Below are 20,269 nucleotides of genomic sequence, written 5' to 3' on the forward strand. Positions count from 1 at the left end.
CCGTATGACGCCTCAGACGACGTCGCAGAAACCTGCCCTCCAGGCCCGTCCGGGCTCGGCGGGCGGGACCGGCGCATCCGCCTCCTCCGCCGCAGCCCCCACCTCCTCGGGGGCTCCGGCCTCCGCGCAGCCCGCGGCATCGGCTGCGTCGTCGACCTCCACGAACGAGGCCCTGACCACCAGGCCCTCGCAGTCCCGACTGGCCGCAGCGGCCGCGGTGGCGCTGCGACCGCTGCGCTGGCTGCTGCACACCGTGACCCCGATCGGATGGGGCAGCCTGGTGCTGCTGGCGGCCTGCGGACTGACCGGGGCCGTCATGGGCTGGCAGGAGGCGTGGAGCGCCGCGGCCGCCGTCGGCATCGTCGCGGTGAGCGCCTGGCTGTGGCTCATCCCCCGCCGCGGCTACTCGGTCAACCACAACCTGCTCGAGTCCCGCGTCACCGTGGGCGACCACGCCCTCATCCGTCTGACCGTCACCAACCCCCGTACCCGGCCACTGCTGCCCTCACGCATGGAGATGCCGGTGGGGCCGGGGCGTGCCGTCTTCGTCGTGCCCACCCTGACCCCCGGGGCCGTCCACGAGCGCGGCTTCGTCCTGCCCACGCAGCGCCGCGGCATCGTCACCGTCGGTCCGGTCCTGGCGGTCCAGCGAGACCCGGTGGGGCTGCTCCAGCGCGAGCGCTCCCTGAGCACCCCGCAGCACATCCACATCCACCCGCGCACCGTGCGCCTGGGGACGGTCCTGCACGGCGTCCTGCGGGACATCGAGGGCGCCGTCACCCAGGACCTGTCCAGCTCCGACGTCGCCTTCCACGCCCTGCGCGAGTACGTTCCCGGCGATGACCGGCGCAACGTCCACTGGCGCACCACGGCCCGCACCGGCCGGCTCATGGTGCGTCAGTTCGAGGAGACCCGCCGCTCCAGCCTGCTCGTCCTGCTGTCCACCCGTCAGGACGACTACGCCGGCGAGGAGGACTTCGAGACCGCCGTGTCCATCGCCTGCTCACTTGCCATGGACGCGATCCAGGACGGGCGCGAGGTCCGCTTCATCACCCAGATCGGGGCTCTGCCCACCTCCTCCGCCCTGCGAATGCTGGACACGTCCTGCCTGCTGAGCACCGGTGAGGACGACTACAGCTGCGACCTGCTGGTGCGACACGCCTGCACGGCGCACCCCGATGCCTCTATCGTCGTCCTCGTCACCGGCCAGCAGGTCGACCGCGCCGTGCTGGCCCGGGCCCGCGGCTTCGCACCACTGCCCATGGTGACCGTTGCCCTGCGCGCCGGCCAGCGCGGCCTGTCGCGCCACCACGCCGGAACGATGCCGGTCGTGGACATGGACCGTCTTGAGCAGCTTCCCACCGCCCTGAGGCGAGCACTATGACCCCCACGACAACCCTCACCACCGCATCCCCCCGCACCGCGGGCTCCCCGATCTCGGGCGCCTCGCCGGCCGGGGCGCCCTCTCCGGCTGAGGCCCCCTCGCAGGTCACCGCCGCACCCTCCGGAGGCTCGGACGAGTCGCCCTCCTCCTGGTCGACGGCAACATCGTCGCGCACGCGCAGTCTCTACAGCAACGAGACGACTCGTCAGGCCCGCTCGATCACCGGCGCCGGACCGCTCCTGTCGCGCCCCTCCCGGCCGGCGCTCTCCGCCCGCCGCTTCCTGCCTCCCCGGCGCGGTGCCAAGCCGCCCACGCCGGCCGCCGCCGCCCTCGAGCTGGTCCTCATGGCCGGGATCCTCGCCATCGGCGCGGTCCCCTTCCTGCCGATCTTCGCCTCCGTGGTGGGTTGCCTCGCCGTCGGCTACGGCGCGCTCATCGGCGCCCTGACCTCCATGCTCTGCTCGCGCCTGCGCCTGTCGGTGCTGCCGAGCATGGCGGCCCTGGCGCTGGTCCACGTCCTGGTGGCCCCTTGGCTGCTGACCGACGTCGGCTCCGGGACCGCGGCGATCAAGACGGTGCTGGGCTCCACGATCACCGTGTGGCGCGACGCCTTGACCGTGCCGATGCCGCTGAGCTCCTTCAGCGGCATGACGGTGCTGCCCTGGATGACCGGTCTGGTGGTCTCGGCGCTGGCGACCCGCCTCATCCTGGCGGGCCGTGAGGTCCTGGCCGGCCTGACCCTGACCTGCCTGCCCGCCGTCGGCATCGGCTGGGGCGGGCAGGAGACCGTGCGCCCCACCGTGCTGGGCGTCCTGTTCGTCGTCGGGATCCTGGCCCTGTGGACCTGCGGCTCCCTGCGGCAGCGGCGCAGCCACGTCGTCGAGGCCCTGGACCTGAGCTCCTTCTCGACCACCTCGGGCGCCACGAGCGCCCGCTCCACCGGGGACCTGGGGCGGGCGGCCCTGCGCGGAACGGTCATCGCCGCCGTGCTGCTGCTGGTCACCTCCCTGGCCGCCATGGTCCTCACCCCCGCCGCCCCCGCCTCCCGGACGGTGGTGCGCGACCTGTTCCAGCCACCGTTGGACGTGACCGAGTATGCCAGCCCCCTGTCCCTGGTGCGCACCCTGGAGACGGACAAGGCCCACACCCGGCTCATGAAGCCGATCAACCTGCCCTCGGGCGGACGCATCCGCATCGCCGCCCTGGACTCCTACGACGGCCTGTCGGCCCACATCGGTCAGAACGAGAACGGCCAATCGCGCTTCGAGCGCATCGGCGACAAGACCCAGCTGACGGCCAACCGGCTCGACGGACGCAAGCAGACCTCCTCCCTGACCATCGAGGACTACAGCTTCCCCTGGGTGCCCACCATGCCCGAGACGATCCGCATCGAGTCCTCCGGGCCGCGTCAGTCGGCCCTGCGCGAGGGCATGTACTACGACAAGTTCTCCTCCACCGGGATCGCCACCAGCGGCCTGGCCTCGGGTGACGTCCTCACCGAGCGGGTCGCCCCCTACACCGCGCCCTCCGAGGCCGCCCTCAACAAGGCCTCGCTGGCGCAGACCTCGCTGGGACCGGTCGAGCAGGTACCGTCGTCGGTGGCCTCCCTGGCCAAGGAGATCGTCGGGGCCGAGTCCAACCCCATCGCGCAGGTCCGGGCACTTCAGCAGCGCCTGCGCACGAGCTACTACTCCGACGGCACCAAGAGCCCCTCCCAGCCCGGGCACGGGGCCGCCCGCATCGCCTCCATGGTGGAGGCCGACTCCCTCATCGGCGACGACGAGCAGTACTCGGTGCTCATGATGCTCATGTGCCGCTCGCTCAACATCCCGGCCCGCGTCGTCATGGGCTTCGACCCGGCCACTGACGGCGACGCCAAGACCGTCACCGGTGAGGATGTCAAGGCCTGGGTGGAGATCCCCTTCGAGGGGCTGGGCTGGGTGTCCTTCGACGTCACGCCGGACCGCGACCAGGTTCCCCAGCAGCAGACCACCCAGAAGGTCTCCAATCCCGAACCCAACGTCCTCCAGCCCCCGCTGCCCAATGAGGACCCGGCCCAGCTGCCCCCCAACTACGAGGACCCGCAGCGCGACGACCCCCAGGACAAGGACAAGGGCGGTCTGCCGACGGCGGTCATCGCCGTCGGAGGCTCCGTCCTGGCGATCGCGATGATCGTGGGCTCGGTCCTGGGATGGAAGGCCTGGCGGCGCCGACGCCGGCGCGCACGCACCGGCGTGGGCAAGGCCCTGGGAGCCTGGGAGGAGATCCTCGACCGGGCCCGCGACCTGGGGCGCTACCCCGGGTGGGGGGCCACTCGGAGGGAGGCGGCCGCGCAGCTGGCTCCTCACTTCCCGCAGGTCGATCTGCCTCGATTCGCCGGAGCAGTTGACACCCAGGTCTTCAGCTCCGGGGAGCCGCCATCGTACGCTCTAGGGGAGTTGTGGGAATCCTCAGATGCGATCGTCCGCTGCATGGGGGCGGACCGCTCGCGCCTGGGACGGGTATGGGCCCGTTTGTCCCCGCGCTCCCTCGTCCATCCCGCCGACAGGCGGTCACGTCGACCCAGGAGGTTGCGGTCATGACGATCACTGCTGACGCCCGTAGCAGCGCCTCGACCGCTGCGGGCCGACCGACGTCCTCCCGTCCGTCCGATGACGCGCCGCGCACCGACGTCGTCAGTCCGTACGGCACGGCGCCGAGCGCCCCCGGTGATCCGCACGGCGGAGCGCAGACGGCCGACTCCCGGAGCCCGGAGCCCAACGCTGCCCGGGCCGGCGCGCACACGCCCTCAGCTGTGCATCGCCGCCTCCCCCCGGCCCCGGTGCGGGCACGTGTTGTTGCCGGGGTCATCGACCTCGTCATCGGTTCGCTTCTGGTCGGGGGCCTGACCACGGTCATCTGGCAGGTGGGCGGCCGCCCGGCCCTGACCAGCGGGCTCATCGCCTTCGGTCTGGTCGTCGGGGCACGCTGGCTGGCCATCGCCGCCACCGGCTGGTCCCTGGGAGGGCGCCTGCTCAGGATCCGCATGCTGGGGGCCCGCAACCAGACTCCCTCACCACTGGGCTCGTTCCTCCACGCCGATCTCATCCTGGCCGTCAGCATCACCACGCTCGGCCTGGGCACCATCGCGCTCATGCGCACGGCGGCCGCCGACCCCGAGGGGCGCGGCTGGCACGACAAGCTCTCCGGGATGGCGCTGCTCAACGCCCGCAGGCCGAAGCGTCCCGCACGACCTGCTCCCTCAGAGGCCGGGTCGACACACCGCCCAGTCACCGAGCCCGCCTCCCTCGGCCCCCGGGCCGACGCCGGTGCCGTGGCGCCGGAGGAGCCCGAGACATCCTCCGCTCAGGACATCGGTGAGGCCTGGGACGCCGCCAGGCGCGCGTCTGTCTCCTCCCCCGCCGAGCGCAGCGCCGCGGGCCAGGAACCAGCCACGGAACTGTCCACTCAGGCCACCGAGAAGTCAGGCGAGTCCGCCCCCCGCACTCGGCCCTCCGAGCGAGCCGTGCGCAAGACCGAGAAGAAGGCGGGCAAGACGGCACGGGGCAAGAAGCCCAGGAAACGCGGCCCCCGTCCGGGCTCGACGCGCGCCATGGCCGGCCAGGAGACGGCACAGGAGACCCAGCAGGCCGCCACCGCGGGCGCCCAGAGCGCCACCGAGGCCGGCATCACCGACTCCTCCGGCAGGAACGCGCACCCGACGACGTCGGATCCGGTCTCCTCCTCGATCCGTCGGCCCCGTCCGGCCCGACCCGCGCGCCATGCCGGTCGCGCCCTGAAGGCCGGTTCCTCGGACGGCTACGCGCCTGTGGTCTCAGGAGGCTCCGCCGCCAGCCAGGCCGCGAGCACGGATGCCGCAACGATCGCAGCCGCGCCTCAGGTCACCGTCAAGGCCACCAAGGCGGCGACCGTGTCATCGTCCGCCTCCGCGAAGTCGGCGGCGGACGCCGGTCCGGCCATTGTGGACACCGACGCCGAGGCCGTCGCCGTCGCTTCGGCCACCCCCATGGACCCTCAGGCATCCGCTGCCATGGCCGCGGCCCGGGCCGACTCCCGGCCGGCCGTGGCAGGAGCATCGAAGTCCTCGACGGGGCCGGCCGACGAGGACACCGTCGCAACCGCCCCCGAGGCCGCGGAGGATGCTGCTCCCCCGGCTCACCAGGACACGGAGCCGGCACCGCTCGCCCCCGCCGGGGCCACCGAGCCGGAGGCGGACGACGACGCCGCATCGTCGCAGCCGGACGTCCCTGAGCCGACCGAGGAGACGGCCGAAGAAACGGCAGGGGAAGCTGAGGAGACGGTTGACGAGCACGTCGAGGAACCGGTTGAGGAACCGGCTGCGGACGTCGAGGAACCGGTCGAGGAACCGGCTGCGGACGTCGAGGAACCGTCCAACGAGCCGTCCGAGGCGGACGCCGAGGAGTTGCCGGCGGCCGCATCGTCCGACTCCGACGACGCCCCGACGCAGCAGCCCTCGCAGACGGATTCCGAAACGGCTACGCTCGACGTCGTGGAAGACGCGCCGTCTCAGTCCACGGATGCCGCCGACGGCCAGGGTGACGAGGGAGAGAAGCCCTCGTCCCACGCGCCGCCCTCACCTGAGCACCCGGCCGATCAGCAACAGTCCGAAGCGACGACGCCCTCAGCGGAATCCTCCAAAACTGCTGCCGATTCCGAGGCAACGGAGTCCTCCACGTCGCACGATGCGACTTCCACACCACAAGTCCCGCGCTCGAAAGCCACAAAACCCGTAACATCACAAACGATGGAACCACGACACGCCCACGCCCAGCGCTGGAGGATTCAGCCCGGTCACACCGGCAAGAAGACCTCCGGCTCGTCTGCTGCACCTGCCGAGGATCAGCGAGAGTCGGTGTCACAGCCCGGCGTTCCTCGTCGCGAGAGCCTCTTCGCCTCCGATCGGCAGCGCTTCGCTGCCGGAGCAGGCCCCGTCCCGGAGGTGGCGCACACCTTCGACACCTCCAGCATCCTGCCCTCAGGGGACCGCAACACGCAGGCCCTCATCGACTCGGTGCCCTGGTCCTCGGTTCCCACCTCGGTCGATGCCGCCACGGTGGACTCCCTGCCGGAAGGAGCCATCGTCTCCGACGACGGCCTGCCGCAGCAGCCGAAGACGGTTTCGGCGCCTGCGCAGCACGCGTCCCCGATGGATCTGACCAACCCGGCCACCGTGCCCGGTGGTGTACCGGCCTCCTCTGAGGGGAACACGCACCCGACCGTGCGCAGTCACCGCAGCCACGCTCGGACCTCCGCCGGCAGCGCAGCAAGCACGGCCGCTGCGGAGGGGAGCTCCGCGCGCCGGTCCCACGCCTCGCACCGCTTCTCGGGACCGGGTATCCCCTCTCCCACGGATGAGCGCGCCGTCCCCGGCGAGTCCCGCAGCGATGCCACCGCCGCGGAGGCCGGCGCCGCTCGTCACGAGCGCTCCGCCTCCGCCCAGGCGTCGGCGCAGCCCCACACCGGCGCGTCCAGGCACGGTGCCGGCAGCATGCCGGAGGCGGCCGCGTCTGCCTCCGCCCCCGCTGCAGGCGTCTCTCTGCCCCCGCTCACCCCGGTTCCCGCCGCAAGCGCCCAGACCGCCACACCGTCGCTGCCGTCGGCCTCCTCGGCCGCCCCGGCCCTGTCGGTGCGTCTTGTTCCACTGCTGGGCGGCAACCCGATCGTCATCCATGAGCCCACGGTGGTGGGCCGCGACCCCGACAACATCTCGGCCTACCCCGGGGCGGAGCGCGTGGCTCTCGACGATCCCACGCGCTCGGTATCCAAGACGCACGCGGCGATCTTCCCGCTGCTGGACGGGGTGTGGGTCACCGACCTGCACTCCACCAACGGGACACGGGTGGAGTACCGCGACGGGCGCACCGTCGAGGCCGTACCGGACAAGGCCCTGTCCGCCCTGGAGGGCAGCACGATCTTCTTCGGCCGCATCGCCTTCAAGGTGGAGGTCGTCTGAGTTCCGCACCGGTTCCCTCAAGCGCTGGGGCCCGCACTCCTTCCGAGAGAGTGCGGGCCCCAGTGTCTGCCGGTCCCGGCGGCGCGTTCGCTCAACGGCATCTGGAGCCTGCGGCCCTTGGGGCGTCCTACTCCACGAAGGTGGGGTGCTACTGAAGGAGGGTCGGGGATACTCCAGGTAGGTGGGGCATTCGTGCAGTACGCACAACCCTTGGTTAGTAGATCCCCAACCTCGTGCAGTACTCGGCGGGCCCATTGCCACTGCGACTGGCTGCTCCCGGGAGGCAGCCTCAGGGAGTGTCGACGCAGGCGGTCTTGGCCGGCGAGGCCTTACCGTCCGCGCGCACCGCGGTGACCTCGAGGCAGGTGCGCGCCGGCTGGGCGTTGACGGTGACCTCGTTGGTGCGGGTGGAGTCCACCTCGGTCTCCTCATCGGGCAGCTTGACCCGGTAGAGGTAGCTGCCGGACCAGTTCGTCTCCGGCTCACCCCAGGTGAACTTCACCGTGCCGTCACCCTGTGCCTCGCCGACGATATCGCCCACCATGGGCACTGAGGCCTGCAGGGGGTTGGCGTCGGGCTGCGGGGCGATCGTGGCAATGGGGTTGTTGGGCTTCTTCTGCTTGTCCTGGTGCTGGGAGACGACGATCGCGGCGACGACGGCGGCGACCATGGCCACGACCAGCAGACCGGTCAGTACGGCCCGCATGCGGTTGGGGCGGCTCGACTCACCGGCCTCCGAGTCCGACGACGAGCCCTTGTCCTCACTGTCGGGCTCCACCCGCATGGCGATGTGCTCGCTGGTGACGTCGACCTGGTTGAAGACCCCCATCTTCGTGGCGGTGTCGGCCTCGTCGGGGTTGGGACGCCGGGCGGACTTCGCGGCCTTGTCCGGCTCCTGGAACAGGTCGACCGTCGTGATGGGCAGGTCGAGCTCGGCCTGGACCTGCTGGAGCGCCCGGGCGAAGGCCAGCGCCGTCGGGTAGCGCGAGTCCGGGTTCTTGTCCATCGCCACCGACAGCACGCGGTGCAACGACGGCGGGGCGTCCTGACGCCCCAGCGGCGGCAGGGGGTCCTTGACGATACGGCGGGAGAGCTCGTAGACGTCCGGGATGCCGTCGGTCTCGAAGGGGCTGCGCCCCGTGAGCATCGCGAAGGTGGTCGCGCCCAGGGAGTAGATGTCGGAGGCGGGGTTGGCCGAGCGCATCCCCACCAGCTGCTCGGGGGGAGCCCAGGGCACGCTCATCCCCCGCAGCTCCTCGGCCCCCTCCGGGCCACTCATGGCGGAGATGCCGAAGTCGGAGAGCACCGGGCGGCGGTAGGTGGTGAACAGAATGTTGGCGGGCTTGATGTCCCGGTGGACGATGCCGGCCCGGTGAGCGGTCTCCACCGCTCCGGCGATCTGAATCGCCGTCGACAGGGTCTCAGCGACATTGAGGGGACCCTGGCGCAAGATGGCGCCCAGCTGCGGCGGCGGGCAGTACTCCATGACCAGGAAGGGGTGGCCGTCGGCGGAGACGCCCGCGCCGTAGATGGACAGGATGGCCGGGTGGGAGGAGACCCGTGCCATGAGGTTCGCCTCCGACTCGAAGCGGGAGGCGGTCTTGTCCTCCACGTCAGCGTTCATGACCTTGACCGCGACCTCGCGGCGGGGCATGTGCTGCTCGAAGAGGTAGACCGTGGAGTAGCCTCCCGCTCCGAGTCTCTCCAGGTACGTGAACCCGGAGATGACCGGAGGCGGTCCCTTGTGATCCAGCATCAGGGGAGGTTCTCAAAGGCGAGGGTCTGACCATCGCCGAGGTCGAGGACGTCTCCACTGCGCAGGAGCACCGGATTCGCCGAGGACAGGCGCACGGGCGCCTCGTTCTGGCGGTTGAGAACGGTGCCATTGCAGTTGCCCAGGTCCTGGGCCAGAACGCTCCACGCATCCAGGTCGATGAGGATGTGGTTGCGGGAGACGAGCTGGTTGGGGCTGGCGACAGTCAGCGGACGGAGGGGGACCTCCGCGACGCTGCTGATGTCGTCGGCCACAGGGTTGCGACCCACCAGGAGGGGACGGTTGAGCTCGATGCTCTCGCCGCCGGAGGTGACCACGCGCCCCAGAGGGGGGCAGGCCACCGACTTGGCCGGACGGTTGAGCTCAGCTCCGCAGACGCGGCACACGGTGTAGTTCGTGGGGTTGGGGTGGCCCTGGGGGCACACCGCCGACAGCACGATCCGGATGGCGTCGGGTTCACTGGGAGAGCTCGCCGAGACCGGGGACGCCGGGCTGGAGGGCCCGGTTCCCACGAGGGAGACGAGCTCGCCGACCAGGTCCTCGGGCAGACCGTTAATGGTCTGCCCATCGTGGTCCCCGCGACCGAGCTCGGCAGTCGCCGGCTCACCGACGGAGGGCTGCACGAGCTCGACCATTGCGGCATCCACAGCCGCGGATCCGGGCGACTCGACGACCTCCGCCGACTGGCTCGGCTCCAGGGGACCGAGCCCCTGGTTGAGCAGCTCGGCGCGCAGCTCCTGGGAGAGGTCCTCGGGCAGACTGTTGATGGTCTGTCCGTCGTGGTCCCCGGAGCGTACGGGCTCTTCCTCGGCGTGCGCCTGCGCGGCGGCCTCGGCAACAGCAGTGGCCTCCGCGACCACGGCGGCCTCGGCGGCCTCAACGGGCACGAAGTCGGCCGGGGTCTGGGCGACCTCGGTGACCTCGGCGGCAGCGTCCTTGATACCAGCAGCCTCAAGATCCTCGCTCGACGGGGGCGGAGGGGGCGGGATCATGGCCTCTGCCTCCTGAGCGGAGGGGATCGGCAGGGCCGGGATATCGAAGACGGGGGCGATCAGCAGATCCTCATCGGAGGTCTCCGGTGAGGACTCAGTGGCGGCCTCGGCGGCCTCAGGGGTCTGGGCTTCCGGGGTCTCGTCGGGAGTCTCTGAGGACTCGGGCAGCTCGGGCGACGGCGTCACCTCAGTCGCCTCAGCGGCCTCGGAGACGCCGGCCACGACGGCCAGCAGGTCAGCGGGTCCCTCGGAGTCGGCGATCAGGGCCGACTCCTCAGCAGCATCGGAGTCCTCAGCGGAGTCCTCCGACTGACCGGCGGCTTCAGCGGCCTCAGCGCTCTCGAGGGACGCGGCGAGCTCAGCACCATCGAGGGCCTGTTGCTCGGCGTTGTCCTGCGCGATCTCGATGAGGTCGTCGACGACGTCGGCGGATTCGGCGGTCTCGGCAGGCGCCCCTTCAGACGAGTCGTCCTGCTCCGAGTGGTCCGACGAGGCGGACTGACGGCGCGAGGCGCGACGCGATGCCCGACGGGAGGACCGAGAGGTCCTCACGGCAGCAGCAGGGGTTCCGGCGGAGCCGGCAGAAGCGGTGGAGTAGTCAGGACCAGCCGGGTCAGGGTCATCGTCGTCGGAGTCACCGGACCCCTTCGACGATGCACGGCTGGGGGACGGGGTCCCGCTCGACTTCTCCGATCCACGCAGCACCAGGTGGCCGGTGCTCACGACGGCGTCGACCGCCGGGCGGCGCACCTGTCCGGCGCCGTCGGGCGCGCTGACGATGACCGAGTTGGGGGCGGTCACCGTCGTCTCGAACCAGGTGGTGACCGCGGAGGCGTCCAGCGCCTTGCCGTCGACCTCCATCTGCGGGGCACCGCGCAGCGCCACGTGGAAGACGTCCTCGGGTGCTGAGACGGCGAGCACGAAGTCCGGGATCGCACCCAGACGTCCACCCATCCCCATCACCAGCTCATCCAGGGCCCGCGTCAGCGAGGCCTCCTCACTGCGCAGCAGCCGCCACAGGCGCTCGGTGAGGTCCTGCGGCACCGACGGGGGCAGGATCATCACAGCACGTGGCGTGACCACGCCTGTCCACGAACCCTCGGTCCACCAGACCTCGTTGTTCGCGCTGCTGTTCGGGCTGTTTGTCATCATTTTTCTCCTCAACGGACGATACAGACACCGTCACCCAAGTATGCCTGCCGTCCCCGGTGCACGTACTCCGGTCGGCCGGGTGAGAGTCGGTGAACGCCCTCCTCGTCCTCGATGTGGGTTCCGTTCGTCGAACCCAGATCTGTGACGAGTACCCCATCCGAAGCGGGCACGAACAGGGCGTGCGTCTTCGACACGGAGTCCTCCGAACGGAGCACCGCGACGAGCTGCGCATCGGGGTGGGACTCGATCGGGGCCGGCCGGCGCCCGAGAACAATCGGCCCCAGAACTGGGATTACTGAGCCCTCAACCACCAGGGAACAGGCCGACACCGAGGTTGGCCTGGCGCTGAGAAGAACTGTTCCAGCCAGTCGGTCGAACCAGGTGCGCTGTTCAGCACGCCATAGTGAGAGGATCCACAACACCAGGGGGGCCAGACCTGCGGTTGCCACCAAAGAGAGGCCCAAAAATGCGACGTAAATCACCGCAGAGCGTCCAGGGGGACTGCTTGTGTCCGCCACCCTCCGCAGCCGGACCCCCGTCACCAGCCCGCCGGGTGTGGCGCCTGTCATCGCCATCATGGCAGTCATCACAGCAATAAGCAGCACAACCGCCCCGACAGCGAATAAGATTCCACAGCAGCGCTCCGTGACGGCACACAGTGCGATGATGAGCCCCGCATCCACCAGCACGCGGACCACACGTCGGCGTGCGGATGCAGGCATAATTGTCGTATGTCGCTCTCGGGTCCTCATAGGACAGACATGGTAGGCGCCCAGCCCACTGCCTCGCAGTCGGACGAGGTCTCGGAAGGAACACACAGTGCAGATCGCGGTCACTCCTGATCCCCAGCGATGGGTGATCATCCCGCCCTTCCCACCGCCGGGATGGGCGCGGGAGGAGGCCAGGCACCGCAGCGCCCACCTGGGAGTGACCGGGCCGCAGTGGCGCTCCGAGCTGGAGTCCCTGCTCAACGAGCTGCAGGCCATGGAGCGCCAGGGCCGCTTCGCCCGCCTCATGCATATCGACGACGTCGCCCACCCGCCCTTCGTCATCGACCTCAGCCTGGAGATCGCCAAGGATGACGGCTCCAAGGAGGGACGCCGCGCCACCCAGCGCCAGATCGTCGCCGCGCTCCTGCCCGAGGCCGAGCTGGTGCGCCTGCGGCCGGGCCCGGACATGGTGGGGTTCTCCGCCTTCTACGAGTCCAACGGCCCCACCCAGGGCGTCGTCGTCCTGAGGCTGGCGGGACTGCCCACGGTCCCGGTGGACCTGGTCATGCGCCTGTGGGGCGCCGCCGCTGAGGACATCGCCCCCAACCTGGATCATCTCGTCGAGCTGGCCCGCCAGGTCGCCCCCGTCGTCTGATCGGCGCAGACGGCCCGGGTGTCCGTGAGCAGCGACGTCGCCACTGACCTCCCCGATCCCTCTCCCCGAGCCCCGTTCCCTCCCCACCGCTTCCAGCGACGAGGCCCCGCCAGGGCGCAGAGGCACCGCCCCTCAGGCCTCCAGCGCCTCCGCCGCCTCGAGCCACTGCTCCTCCAGATCGGCGTGGGTCGCCTCAGCGGCCACAAGCTCACGGCCGAGCTCGGCCAGCTCCCCCACCCGGTTCGGATCGGCCGAGACCTCCTCCATGCGCGCGTGCAGAGCGGCAAGCGACTGAGCCGCCCGCTCCATCTTCCGCTCAATGCGCCCCAGGGCCTTGCGGGCCTCGTGCCGACGGGCCCCGCTGGAAGCACTGCGCTCAGCAGAGGCCTCCGCTGCCGCCCGCGTCGCCGCAGATGCCGCAGCGCCCGCTGAGGCTCTAGGGCTCCCGGCGCCGCCCATGGCCTCGCGGCGCATCTGGAGATACTGCTCCACCCCGCCGGGCAGATCACGCACACTGCCGTCGCCCAAAAGCGCCACCTGGTGGTCGGTCACCCGTTCCAGGAGGTAGCGGTCATGGGAGACGACCACGAGGGTGCCGGGGAAGGAGTCGAGGATGTCCTCGACGGCGGCCAGGGTGTCGGTGTCCAGGTCGTTGGTGGGCTCGTCGAGCAGGAGCACATTGGGCTCGGTCATGAGCAGGCGCAGAAGCTGGAGCCGACGGCGCTCCCCGCCACTGACCTCCCCCACCCGGGTCCAGGCCCGCTGACGGGTGAAGCCCAGGCGCTCGACGAGCTGGGCCGCCGTCATCTCCTTGTCCCCGACGACGACCCTCTCCCCCACCATGGCCACGGCCTCGACGACGCGCAGGTCCGCGAGCGCGTCGAGCTCGTGGGTGGACTGGGACAGGGTGGCCACCTGGACGGTCTTACCGCGGGCGACACGGCCCTCAGTGGGCTCCTGGACGCCTTCGAGCAGGCGCAGCAGGGTGGTCTTGCCGGCGCCGTTGACGCCGACGACGCCGACGCGCTCACCGGGGGCGAGCCGCCAGGTGACCCGGCGCAGGACCTCCCGCTGGGTCGCCTCGCCGGTGTCGGTGGGCGGCCCGGGGTAGCGCACGGTGACGTCCTCGAGGTCGAGGACCTTCTTGCCCAGGCGGGCGGTGGCCATGGCGGTCAGGGCCACGGTGTCGCGCGGGGGCGGCACGTCGGCGATGAGGGCCTCGGCGGCATCGATGCGGAAGCGGGGCTTGGAGGTGCGGGCGGGGGCGCCGCGGCGCAGCCAGGCCAGCTCCTTGCGCAGGAGGTTCTCCCGCTTGACGGCGGCCACGGCGGCCTGGCGGGCGCGCTCGGCCCGGGCCAGGACGTAGGCGGCGTACCCGCCGTCGTAGGTCTCGATGCGGCCGGCCACCTGGGGGCGCCCGCCGCCGGGGTCGATGCCGGGGACGACCTCCCAGACGTCGGTGCAGATGGCGTCCAGGAACCAGCGGTCGTGGGTGACGGTGACCAGGGCGCCGGAGGCCCGGCCGCCCGGGCCGTTGAAGCGGGCCCGCAGGTGGCGGGCGAGCCAGTCCACGCCCTCGACGTCGAGGTGGTTGGTGGGCTCGTCGAGGATGACGACGTCGGCGCGGCGGGTGAGGACCGCGGCCAGGGCGACGCGGCGGCGCTGGCCCCCGGAGAGGGTGGCGACGTCGGCGGACAGGTCAAGGTCGGCGATGAGGCCGGCGTGGATGTCACGCACGGCCGGATCGGAGGCCCACTCGTGCTCGGGGGCCCGGCCGTGGATGGCGGTGCGCACGGTGGCGCCCGGCGGCAGGTCGTCGGCCTGGCTCAGGACCGCCACGCTCACGCCGCCGGTGCGGGTGACGCGGCCGCCGTCGGGCTCGCGCCGACCGGCCAGGGCCGCCAGGAAGGTGGACTTGCCGGCACCGTTGGGGCCCAGGACGCCGACGCGGGTACCGTCCTCCAGTCCCAGGGTGACCTCGTCCAGGAGCAGGCGGGAGCCGACCGTCAGGCGCAGGTTCTCCACGCCGAGCAGGTGCGCCATCAGCCCACCACCCGGGCGCCGGCCACGGGGGCGTCGGCGCGCAGGACCTCGGCGACCAGGCCCGAGGCCTTCAGTGCGCGCGAGACCCGTTGGGCACTGCCGGGGTCCTCGACGAGGGCGGCGATGGTGGGGCCGGAGCCGGAGACGATGGCACGCAGGGCCCCGGCCTCCTCGGCCACGGCGATGACCTCGGCCAGCTCGGGGCGCAGGTCGAGGGCGGCGGCCTGGAGGTCGTTGTGGAGGGAGCCGGCCAGAGCGCGGGCGTCCCCGGCGCGTAGGGCGGCGGTGAGGGCCTCGGGCACGTCGCGCACGGCGGGCTGCCCGCCACCGGTCAGCTCATCGAAGCGCCGGAAGACCGCCGGAGTGGACAGGCCCTCCTCGGCCAGGGCGAAGACCCAGTGGTAGGCGCCCCGGGTCATGATCGGGGTGACCAGGTCGCCGCGGCCGCTCCCGACGGCGGTGGCCCCGGTCAGGGAGAAGGGGACGTCGGCCCCCAGGCGCGCGGCCAGGGCGGAGAGCTCGGGCAGCGACAGGCCCGTGCCCCACAGGGCGTTGCAGGCCACGAGGGCGGCGGCGGCGTCGGCGGATCCTCCGGCCATCCCGCCGGCGACGGGGACGCGCTTGCGCAGCAGGAGGTCGACGCCCTCGCTCACGCCGGTGGTCTGCGCCAGGAGCGTGGCGGCCCGCACGGCCAGGTTGGATTCGTCCACCGGTACGTCGGCGTCGGGCTCCTCAAGGGTGAGGGTGACGGTGCCGTGGTCCTGGGCGGACTGCCTGCGGGCGGTGACGGTCTCGATGAGGCGGACCGCCTGGAAGACCGTGGTGAGCGGGTGGTAGCCGTCGGGGCCGGGGGCGCCGACGGACAGGAAGAGGTTGACCTTGCCGGGGGCCTCGACGCGCACCGAGCTGGCCGAGCCGCTGCGGGGCGGCACGGTGGACTCGCGCGGACCGGCGGGGCCGTCGGGGACGGCACGCAGATGGCTCATGACTGCTCCTGTGAGGTGGGAGGCGTTGGCGCAGCGGTCTCATCGGCGACGACGGGCTGCAGCACCTCGGCCAGGGCGGCGAAGGCGGTGATGTCGAGGGTCTCGCCGCGCCGGGTCGGGTCGATGCCGGCGGCGCGCAGGGCGGACTCGGCGGCGTCGGCCCCTCCGGCGAGCTTGGCCAGGGCCTTGCGCAGGGTCTTGCGGCGCTGGGCGAAGGCGGCGTCGACCACGGCGAAGACCTGCTCGCGGGTGGCGCGCGTGGTGGGGGGACGACGGCGCACGAGCTCGACGAGGGCGGAGTCGACGTTGGGCACGGGCCAGAAGACGTGGCGGGAGATGGTCAGGGTGCGGCGTGCCGCGGCGTACCAGGCGGCCTTGACGCTGGGGACCCCGTAGGTCCGCGAGCCGGGTTCGGCGGCGAGGCGGTCGGCGACCTCGGCCTGGACCATGACGGTGACGCTCTCCAGGCTGGGCAGGGCCTCCAGCGCGGTAAGCAGGACGGGGACGGCCACGTTGTAGGGCAGGTTCGCCACGAGGCGGGTGGGAGGGGGCCCGGCCTCGCCCAGCGAGTCCGGGCCGGTGATACTCAGCGCGTCGGCCTGGATGAGGGTCAGGCGGCCGGCGGCATGCGGCATGCGGTCGGCGACGGTGACGGGCAGTGCCCGGGCCAGGGCGGGGTCGATCTCGACGGCGATCACTCGCGCCCCGGTCTCCAGGAGGGCCAGGGTCAGGGAGCCCAGGCCCGGCCCGATCTCCAGGACCGTGTCCTGGGGGCGCACGCCCGCGCTCTTGACGATGCGGCGCACCGTGCCGGCGTCGTGGACGAAGTTCTGCCCCAACGTCTTGGTGGGGCGGATGCCCAGCGCCTGGGACAGGCCGCGGACCTCCGTGGGGCCCAGGAGGCCGGCGGCACGGGAACTCGGAGAGGCGTCGTGATCCTCAGGATCCTCAGGATCCCGAGGGCCCGGGTGGGGGTGCTCCGCGAGCACGGCATCGGCGGGGGGCTCGGAGGTGGCCTCACAGGCTCCTGCAGGGTCGGGCCCGTCGGTGGGGGCGGCTCCTGCCGGGGGCACCTGTGAATCGGGGGCCGGCAACGTCATGGGGACACAGTAACCGGCGCCCGCCTTTTGTCACTGTGAGATATCTGGGAACATGCCGCATGCTCTCTGCATCATCCACTCCGGGGTCTGCGCGGCACCCCGGACGCGGCTCGGGCCGCTCAGCGCAGGCCGAGTTTGTCGGCGCAGCCGGGCCACTGTCCCCAGCCGGCCTGGGCCTGGAGCTTCTTGGCCATGGCGGTCTGGGTGGCGGCGTCGGCCTCGTAGGGGTAGCCGGTTCCGCCCAGGGACTGCCAGGTCTCCAGGGTGAACTGGTACATGCCGTAGAAGCCGTTGCCGGTGTTGGTCTTCGGGTTGCCGCCTGACTCGCACTGGGCGAGCTGGGCCCAGACGTCGTCGCCGACCTCGCCTCCGGTCGTGCCGGCGCTGCCGCCGGACGCCGAACCACCAGAGCCTCCGGAGGACTCCGAGGGTGCCTGAGTCTGACCCTGCCCCTGGGACTGAGCCTGGCCCTGAGACTGGGACTGTCCCTGAGACTGTTCCGGCTTGCTCTCCTGCTTCTTGGCCGCGCCGGTGCCGACCAGGACGACCTCATCAACCTTCTGGGTGACGACGACCTGAGCGACGGGGGTGCGGGAGACCTCCTTGCCGCCCACGGTGGTGACCTCGTAGGTGGTGCGCACGACGCCGTCGACACCGGCTGTGGCCACCTTGGTCTCGCCTTCGGACAGATCGCCGCTCTCCTGCTGGACCGAGCCGTGGGGGTCGGTGGCGTCGACCGTCTCGGTGGTCACCTTCTGGGTGCTCGGCGTGACCGAGACCCGGCTGCGACCGCCTTCAGCCCCCAGGCCATCGGTACCCTTCGCAGCCGCCTCGACACCGGAGGTGCGTGAGGGCTCCCCCGCGCGGACAGCGGCGTACGCGGCCCCGGAGACCGCGACCGACAGGGCCAGGGCCGCCAGACCGGCGCGCAGCGCGATAGTGCGCATGCTGTGTTGCCCATGTTGCCCATGCTCCCCATGGGCCGTCTCCTGCGGGACCGGCGCCTGCGGCTCCTCCGGCAGGGCGTGGGCGTGGGAACGGGCGAGGGGAGTCATGGGGAGACGTCCTTCCAGTTGACGGCGAGTGCCACGGTAGTGGAAGCGTCACGGCGGCGACAATGAACCACCTCACGCCGGCGTGACCTGCGTCCCATGACAATGGCGACGGCGCCAGTCTCGCTGGGAGACGGGCGCCGTCGACGACGTTCCGGGCGGCTGCTTCGGCTCAGTACCAGCCGACGGACTCGGAGTGGGCCCAGGCCGAGCAGGGGGTGCCGTAGCGGCCGGAGATGTAGTTCAGGCCCCAGGTGATCTGGGTGGTGGGGTTGGTGGCCCAGTCGTCGGCGACCTCGCTCATCTTGGTGCCGGGCAGCGCCTGGGGGATGCCGTAGGCGCCCGAGGAGGCGTTCTCGGCCTGGTAGTTCCAGCTGGACTCACGGGTCCACAGGCTCTCCAGGCAGGAGAACTCCGAGTCCCCCCAGCCGTGGCTGGCCATCATGGAGCGGGCAATGGCTTTGGCGCTGTCGGGGTCGGTCCCCGCGCCGGGGTTGGCCGCGGGAGCCGGAGTGCTGCTGTTCGAGCCCTCACTGCCCCCGTTGGCCTGGGCGGCCTGCCCGTCACCGGCGGACTGGGCCTGCTGGGCGGCCTGCTGCTGAGCCTGCTGCGCCTGCTGATCCTGCTGCTCTCCAGTACCTACCAGGACGACCTCGTCCACCTTCTTGGTGACGACGACCTGGGCGACGGGGGTGCGGGAGACCTCCTTGCCGTCCTGGGTGGTGACCTCGTAGGTGGTGCGCACGAGACCGTCAACGCCGGCGGTCTCAACCTTGGTCTCGCCCTTGGGCAGGGAGTCGGTCTCCTTCTTCACCGTGCTGTGAACCTGCGGCTCGTCGACGGTGGTGGTGGAGGTCTGGGCGCTGGCGATCTTGCCGGCGCCGGCCTTCGGGGTGGCAGCGGCCTTGGCCTGTCCGTCCGACTCGCCACCGATCAGCCCGAAGGAACCGCCCGAGGAGGAACGCCCCTCGTCATCCCCCGCGGAGATGGCCGCGTAGGCGGCACCGGAGACCGCCAGGGAGAAGGCCGCAGCAGCACCCCCCGCCTTGAAGAGCATGGGGGTCAGGGAGGTCTTGGCAGGCCCCTCGGCGCGACGACGGCCGTGGCTTGCGGAGGCGGCCCGCTTCTTGGAGGCCAAGGACCCGAGGCCGGCGAGTGTAGTACTCAGGGAGCTGGTCTGGGAGTGACGACCCACGATAGAACTTCCTTCGTTTTGACGACTGCGTGTCACCGTAACCGATGACCCAGGGGCGTGCCAATGCGCCTGCTCACACCCTGTGGGCTTGTGATGGAACCGTGCAGATAGGCCCTGATTCCAACCTGTCTCCCACCTGGGACACCCCTGAACGAACGGTGGCAACCTGGGAGGCAACGTCCGGACAAAATCGGCCGTACCGGGACGGTCGCGGGGTCTTTTCCTTTCCCTCTGATGGCGGGCTTCCTCCCCGCAGGACGTCAGGGTCCATAGGTCTGAGTCTCAGACGGATCCCGTCGCCCCTCGGCGGCCGACGGCGATCACCAGGTCCCGTAGACAGTCTCGGTGGTGGCCTGCAGACGCCGGCAGAGGTGTTCCTCACTCAGGCCCCGCTGCTCGGCCAGGAAGCGGACCGTGTCGCCCAGCAGGTAGGAGGCGTTGGGGCGGCCGCGCCAGCGCTTGGGCGGGAGGTAGGGGGCGTCGGTCTCCACCAGGAGCAGCGACTCGGGCAGCGCGGCGACTGCCCCCCGCAGGGTGTCGTTGGCCGGGTAGGTGAGCGGGCCGGCGATGGAGGCGTACCAGCCGTGCTCGGCGCAGGCGGCGGCCAGCTGCGGCCCGCCTGAGAAGCAGTGGAAGACGGTGCGATCGGGGGCGCCATCGGCCTTGAGAACCTCCACACAGGCGGCGTGCGCGTCACGGTCGTGGATCTGCAGGGGCAGGTCGAGGTCCTTGGCCAGGGCGATGTGCGCCCGGAAGGCCTCGCGCTGGGCGACGGCCCCCTTTTCACCGGTGCGGAAGAAATCCAGACCACTCTCCCCGACAGCGACGACGACGTCGGCGTTCGCCCTGAGCGTCTCCTCCAGGCGGACCATGACCTCCTCGAGCGGCTCGGCATGGTGCTCCTGAGCCCGGGGCTCGAGCCCGTCGGGGCCGGTCTCGCGCACCCCGGCGTGGAGGACGGCCTCGTTGGGGTGCACGGCCAGGGCCACGCGCACGCCGGGCAGCTGGCGGGCCAGGGCCAGGCTCTCCTGCCAGGTGGTGATCTCGCAGGCGGAGGTCACCACGCGGGTCACGCCGACGGCGGCGGCGCGCTCGACCAGCTCAGCGGCACTCAGCGGCGCCTCGGAGCCGGGGCCGCCGGCGTCCGCCGCGACCGGCAGGTGCGTGTGGTTGTCTGTGACCGGGGCCGCCAGGGGGGCGACGGCGTCGGCCGGCGGCCAGGAGCGGTCTCGCTTCCTCGAGCCCATGCGCC

General features: G+C 71.6%; 13 protein-coding genes. 4 read left to right on the forward strand and 9 right to left on the reverse strand.

Annotated elements, in window-relative coordinates:
• Positions 1-4: 4 nt before the first annotated feature.
• The 3 genes from JJJ14_RS11085 to JJJ14_RS11095 are packed head-to-tail and all read left to right on the forward strand — an operon-like array spanning position 5 to position 7,358.
• Positions 5-1,384 carry a DUF58 domain-containing protein gene (locus JJJ14_RS11085; protein WP_201444161.1) on the forward strand — a complete coding sequence of 460 codons (1,380 nt, stop codon included), beginning with the start codon at positions 5-7 and terminating at the stop codon, positions 1,382-1,384.
• Entirely contained in the window at positions 1,381-3,966 is a 2,586-nt protein-coding gene (locus JJJ14_RS11090) for a transglutaminase domain-containing protein (protein WP_101559759.1), read from the forward strand. Before JJJ14_RS11085 ends, JJJ14_RS11090 begins: the two co-directional genes overlap by 4 nt.
• Positions 3,963-7,358 carry an RDD family protein gene (locus JJJ14_RS11095; protein ID WP_201444162.1) on the forward strand — a complete coding sequence of 1,132 codons (3,396 nt, stop codon included), beginning with the start codon at positions 3,963-3,965 and terminating at the stop codon, positions 7,356-7,358. The genes JJJ14_RS11090 and JJJ14_RS11095 overlap by 4 nt, the downstream gene beginning before the upstream one ends.
• A gap of 289 nt (positions 7,359-7,647) precedes the next feature.
• Here the strand turns inward: JJJ14_RS11095 and JJJ14_RS11100 are convergent, their stop codons facing one another.
• The 3 genes from JJJ14_RS11100 to JJJ14_RS11110 are packed head-to-tail and all read right to left on the reverse strand — an operon-like array spanning position 7,648 to position 12,139.
• Positions 7,648-9,114, reverse strand: coding sequence for a serine/threonine-protein kinase (locus JJJ14_RS11100; protein WP_101559757.1), 1,467 nt, complete (start codon positions 9,112-9,114; stop codon positions 7,648-7,650).
• Positions 9,114-11,276 (reverse strand): FHA domain-containing protein, encoded by a 2,163-nt coding sequence (locus JJJ14_RS11105; RefSeq protein WP_201444163.1) that lies wholly within the window; start codon positions 11,274-11,276, stop codon positions 9,114-9,116. Before JJJ14_RS11105 ends, JJJ14_RS11100 begins: the two co-directional genes overlap by 1 nt.
• Before the next feature lie 8 nt (positions 11,277-11,284).
• The gene (locus tag JJJ14_RS11110) at positions 11,285-12,139 is read right to left on the reverse strand and encodes an FHA domain-containing protein (RefSeq protein ID WP_309342313.1); all 855 of its coding nucleotides are present in this window, start codon (positions 12,137-12,139) and stop codon (positions 11,285-11,287) included.
• On the opposite strand from JJJ14_RS11110, the gene JJJ14_RS11115 reads away from it, so the two are divergent.
• Complete coding sequence (locus JJJ14_RS11115) at positions 12,096-12,641, forward strand: hypothetical protein (protein WP_003780678.1); 546 nt, start codon at positions 12,096-12,098, stop codon at positions 12,639-12,641. The genes JJJ14_RS11110 and JJJ14_RS11115 overlap by 44 nt on opposite strands.
• Before the next feature lie 132 nt (positions 12,642-12,773).
• On the opposite strand, the gene JJJ14_RS11120 is transcribed toward JJJ14_RS11115, so the two are convergent.
• The 6 genes from JJJ14_RS11120 to JJJ14_RS11145 all read right to left on the reverse strand — a co-directional run bounded on the left by JJJ14_RS11120 (position 12,774) and on the right by JJJ14_RS11145 (position 20,264).
• Positions 12,774-14,684: an ABC-F family ATP-binding cassette domain-containing protein gene (locus JJJ14_RS11120; protein WP_201444164.1), complete on the reverse strand. Its 1,911-nt coding sequence runs from the start codon at positions 14,682-14,684 to the stop codon at positions 12,774-12,776.
• A complete protein-coding gene (locus tag JJJ14_RS11125) occupies positions 14,684-15,670 on the reverse strand; it encodes a 4-(cytidine 5'-diphospho)-2-C-methyl-D-erythritol kinase (protein ID WP_201444165.1) in 987 nt (328 codons plus the stop codon). The genes JJJ14_RS11120 and JJJ14_RS11125 overlap by 1 nt, the downstream gene beginning before the upstream one ends.
• A complete protein-coding gene (rsmA, locus tag JJJ14_RS11130; RefSeq protein ID WP_201444166.1) occupies positions 15,667-16,770 on the reverse strand; it encodes a 16S rRNA (adenine(1518)-N(6)/adenine(1519)-N(6))-dimethyltransferase RsmA in 1,104 nt (367 codons plus the stop codon). Before rsmA ends, JJJ14_RS11125 begins: the two co-directional genes overlap by 4 nt.
• 119 nt (positions 16,771-16,889) lie before the next feature.
• Positions 16,890-17,825 carry a resuscitation-promoting factor gene (locus tag JJJ14_RS12765; protein ID WP_201444167.1) on the reverse strand — a complete coding sequence of 312 codons (936 nt, stop codon included), beginning with the start codon at positions 17,823-17,825 and terminating at the stop codon, positions 16,890-16,892.
• 169 nt (positions 17,826-17,994) lie between these two features.
• Complete coding sequence (locus JJJ14_RS11140; RefSeq protein WP_101559751.1) at positions 17,995-19,017, reverse strand: G5 domain-containing protein; 1,023 nt, start codon at positions 19,015-19,017, stop codon at positions 17,995-17,997.
• 320 nt (positions 19,018-19,337) lie between these two features.
• Positions 19,338-20,264: a TatD family hydrolase gene (locus tag JJJ14_RS11145; protein WP_201444168.1), complete on the reverse strand. Its 927-nt coding sequence runs from the start codon at positions 20,262-20,264 to the stop codon at positions 19,338-19,340.
• Between the last annotated feature and the right edge of the window lie 5 nt (positions 20,265-20,269).

The organism is Actinomyces sp. HMT 175 (assembly GCF_016694895.1).
GTDB classification, from domain to species: Bacteria; Actinomycetota; Actinomycetes; order Actinomycetales; family Actinomycetaceae; genus Actinomyces; species Actinomyces oris.